The sequence below is a fragment of the Verrucomicrobiia bacterium genome (assembly GCA_035495615.1).
Classification (GTDB): Bacteria; Omnitrophota; Omnitrophia; order Omnitrophales; family Aquincolibacteriaceae; genus DATJFP01.
Map to the genome: position 1 here is coordinate 1 of DATJFP010000082.1, position 3,657 is coordinate 3,657.

Sequence of the window (3,657 nt, forward strand, 5' to 3'; positions counted from 1 at the left end):
CCGACTTTCAACTCTTCATTCGGCAGATTGCTTTTCGGAACTTCGAGGACCGCGTCTTCGCGGACTTTGCCGAACGCCTTTTCCGGCGGCAGGTCCACGGACTTTTTGTCGCCGGCCTTCAGACCGACGAGCGCTTCCTGAAGCGCGGGGATGAGCTCTTTGCTGCCCTGGACGTATTGCATGGGCTTTCCCTCGGGGGATTTGTCCACGACTTTTCCGTCGACGCTCAGCGTGTAATTGATCTTGACGCTTTTTCCAGCGGCGATGGGCTGGGCATCGGCAGCCGAGAGCGGCAGGCTTAGAAAGGTAAGAACAAGTGCGGTCATGACAGCGGTTTTCATGAAAACTCCTTCAAACGGCGGTTAGGGGTGCATTAAAATTCCCTCTAGTGTACGGCATGAGCCCCCGGCATATAAAGCAAAAATTACGCCCCAAATAAAGATTGGGCTGGGCCGGATTGTCTTTCCTTTCTTATTGTGCCGCCGGTCGCGGCCATGCTATTCTCCGCCCGTCGTGCGACTCTCGACCGCTGGCAAAGGATTTGGGAGCGCCCGCCGACTACCCATCATGGAAAAAGAGACGGTCCTACTCATCGAGGATGAGAAAAACATCATCGAGCTGATGCGCTACCACGTGGAGGCGCAGGGGCTGCGTCTTCTCAGCGTGACCGATGGGCGCAAGGGCGTGGAGGCCGCGCTCCGGGAAAAGCCCTCGCTGATTTTACTCGACCTCATGCTTCCGGAAATGAACGGCCTGGAAGTCTGCAAGACGCTCAAAGAAAATTACAAGACGCGCGAAATTCCGATCATCATGGTCACGGCGAAAGCTGAAGAGGCCGACATCGTGCTCGGCCTCGAGCTGGGCGCGGACGATTATGTCACCAAGCCATTCAGCCCGCGCCAGCTCACGGCGCGCATCAAGGCGGCTCTCCGCCGCCGGCGTCCCGCCGCGCCCGCGCAGGACCGCGTCATTAAAAGCGGCGAGATTGAACTCGATACCGCGCGCCATGCCGTCACCGTGGAAGGAAAACCCGTTACGCTCACTTCCAAAGAATTCACCCTGCTTCAATTCCTCATGGATTCCGCCGACCGCGTGGTGTCGCGGGAAAGCATCCTCGACCACGTGTGGGGCCACGACACGTCGCTCGACCTGGAGCCCCGGGTCGTGGACAAGCACATCGGGGAACTGAGAAAAAAAATCAAGGGCGAGTCCGCCCGCATCGTCACCATCAAAAATTTCGGATACCGTTTCGAATCTTAGCGTTCTTAATACGCAACCGTGATCCCAAGGGAGGGGAAAATGAGAGGCGCAAAAGGAATTTTACTGTTTGTTTGCGGCGTGCTGGCGTCGTCAGGAACAGCTTCGGCGGATGTCGCCGTGAGCCCGGCCGATTTCCAGGCCATGGCCGAGAGAATGGACCGCATGGAAACGATCATGAAAGGCATGTCGGAAACCATCCGCGTGCAGGGCGAGCGCATCGTCGAGCTCGAAGGCCGCAGCGGCGGAGTCCAGGTCGCGGGAGAAGCGGCGACTGCCCCCATGCCGGGCGATCAGAGCGCTTTTCAGGAGAATCTGAAAAAAGAGATCGGCGATTACAAATGGCTGAAAGGCATGCGCCAGTCCGGAGACCTGCGCCTGCGTTACGAAGCCACCAACGAGCAGCACAACTCCGCGCTCAATGACCGCAACCGCTTCCGTTTCCGGCTCCGTTACCAGATCGAAAAAGATTTCGGCGACGACTTCACCGGAGGCCTGCGCCTGGTTTCCGGCGCGCGCAATTATGATCCCACGGCAGGCGCGACCGGCGAAACGATCGGCCAGATCAACAGTACCAACCAGACCTTCGACAACAACTTCGACTATAAAGCCATCAGCATCGATAAGGCGTGGGCGACTTACACGCCGGGCTGGGCCGTTCGCGGGCCCGTGAAGAAATTCGAAGTGACGGGCGGCAAATGGAAAAATCCTTTCGAGGAAGGCTCGAGCGTCATGATCTGGGACCGCGACGTCACGCCGGAAGGGATTTACGAACAGGCGCTCGTGAAGGGCTTCGAGACCGAAAACTGGAAAACGGACTTCGTCGCGACCGCGGGGCAGATGGTGCTCGAAGAAGGAAGCGGAACCTTTCATGACGACGCGGAACTGTGGGCCGTGCAGGGCGGCCTCAAGCACGAGATCAGCGTGCGCGGCCTCGCGCAGCCGGTCGAGGTCAAGAACCTGATGTCGTATTACAACTACAGCGATTTCACGCGCGTGGGAAATTTCCAGGCCGCGGCCGGAAACCCGGCCTGCGCGGGCGGCACGACGCTTTGCGCCGGCGATTTCGACGTGCTGGAAACTTACAACGAAGCGGGATTCCTCCTGGGGCCTCTTCCGAAGATGACCTTGTTTTTTGACTGGGCCGCGAACCTGAACGAAATGGCCGCCAGTTTCGACGGCGCGGCCCAGGCCGCGGGCATGGACGACGCGTGGGGCACCGGCCTCAAGCTCGGCGGCATCAAGAAAAAAGGCAGCTGGGAAGCGGCCTACGAATATTACAACATCGAGCCGAACTCCGTGCCCGGCATTTTCAGCGAGAGCGATTTCGGCGGCGCCGACCGGCGCGGAAGCGTGGTGCGCCTGTCATACGCGCTCACCAACAACCTCGTTTTCAATTCCGCCGCGTTTTTCACCAACCGCGTGACAGGCGGAGGCATCAATCCCGATAACGAAAGAGAAGTTTTCCAGGCCGACCTCGTCTGGAAGATCTGATCTGAACCGCGGGGGAGAGGCCTCCCTGGCCTCTCCCTCTTCCTCCGCTTTTACCCGCATTTTACTCAAGCCTCAAGCCCAAGACACAGCCCCCGCCGATACTTTGCGCGAACCTAACGCATCGAAATCCAAGCAGCCAAGGAGGCTCTTATGTTTGAAAAACCTCTCCTCATTTCGGGTCTGAACCGTCAAATCGATCTTCTCGGCGAACTGCTCCAGCAGATGGAAGAACGCTCGAGCCTCAAAAGCGAAGACAACACGTTTTTCTACGACAGGACGCGGCACGTCGCCCAGAACCTGAGAAAGCTGCGCCAGATCGAGAGAAATTACCGCTTTCACCTCGGCGCCCCGGCGGAGCCGGATTACGAGGGCTTTACGGGCTGGATCACGGCCCAATAAGGATGCTTTACCCAAACTTTACATTCCTGGTACACGGCGGGCGCATGGCCCGCATAGATTCCAACCGTGGAGAAAGAGGCTGACATGTCCAAGAAAGAATTCGTGATCGCGGAAGTCCGCCAGCAGCGCCAGGTCCTGGGGCAGCTCATCAACCGCCTCAAGCAGAAAAAAGAATTCGACCGCCACGACAGTTTCGTTTTCGAATTCACGACCAAGGAAGTCGAGAAAAGCCTGAGGCTCGTCAACAAGATCGTTTCCGAAGAGCTCATCAAAGAACTTTATCACGATAAATAATTCCGGCCTTACCCTCAAAAAACACCAGCTACAAAGGAGAGAAAGAATGAGACCAGGACAAATTAAAAAAATCGCAGGCGGGGTGGCGCTGGCCGCCTTTGCTTTTTCCACATCCGTGAGAGCCGATGACGGCGCTCTGATGGACATGGTCAAGAACATGCAGTCCCAGATGAACGAAATGGCGAAGACCATCCGCTGGCAGGGCGAGAAGAT

General features: G+C 57.6%; 5 protein-coding genes. 4 read left to right on the forward strand and 1 reads right to left on the reverse strand.

Annotation, left to right across the window (positions count from 1 at the left end):
* Window positions 1–341 (reverse strand): FKBP-type peptidyl-prolyl cis-trans isomerase (locus VL688_10235; GenBank protein ID HTL48421.1); only part of this gene is annotated, 341 nt, incomplete at its 3' end.
* Window positions 342–567: 226 nt separating this feature from the next.
* Between VL688_10235 and VL688_10240 the strand changes: the two genes are divergently transcribed.
* The 4 genes from VL688_10240 to VL688_10255 all read left to right on the forward strand — a co-directional run bounded on the left by VL688_10240 (window position 568) and on the right by VL688_10255 (window position 3,444).
* Window positions 568–1,260 (forward strand): response regulator transcription factor, encoded by a 693-nt coding sequence (locus VL688_10240; protein HTL48422.1) that lies wholly within the window; start codon window positions 568–570, stop codon window positions 1,258–1,260.
* Between the two features lie 39 nt (window positions 1,261–1,299).
* Window positions 1,300–2,751: a putative porin gene (locus VL688_10245; protein ID HTL48423.1), complete on the forward strand. Its 1,452-nt coding sequence runs from the start codon at window positions 1,300–1,302 to the stop codon at window positions 2,749–2,751.
* A 150-nt stretch (window positions 2,752–2,901) separates the two neighbouring features.
* Window positions 2,902–3,150 carry a hypothetical protein gene (locus VL688_10250; GenBank protein ID HTL48424.1) on the forward strand — a complete coding sequence of 83 codons (249 nt, stop codon included), beginning with the start codon at window positions 2,902–2,904 and terminating at the stop codon, window positions 3,148–3,150.
* Window positions 3,151–3,234: 84 nt separating this feature from the next.
* Window positions 3,235–3,444, forward strand: coding sequence for a hypothetical protein (locus VL688_10255; GenBank protein HTL48425.1), 210 nt, complete (start codon window positions 3,235–3,237; stop codon window positions 3,442–3,444).
* Window positions 3,445–3,657 lie beyond the last annotated feature (213 nt).

Excerpts from the sequence above, each read along its gene's own strand:
- VL688_10255 (HTL48425.1), top strand. The coding sequence starts at position 3,235 with ATGTCCAAGAAAGAATTCGTGATCGCGGAAGTCCGCCAGCAGCGCCAG.
- VL688_10245 (HTL48423.1), top strand. The coding sequence starts at position 1,300 with ATGAGAGGCGCAAAAGGAATTTTACTGTTTGTTTGCGGCGTGCTGGCG.
- VL688_10240 (HTL48422.1), top strand. The coding sequence starts at position 568 with ATGGAAAAAGAGACGGTCCTACTCATCGAGGATGAGAAAAACATCATC.
- VL688_10250 (HTL48424.1), top strand. The coding sequence starts at position 2,902 with ATGTTTGAAAAACCTCTCCTCATTTCGGGTCTGAACCGTCAAATCGAT.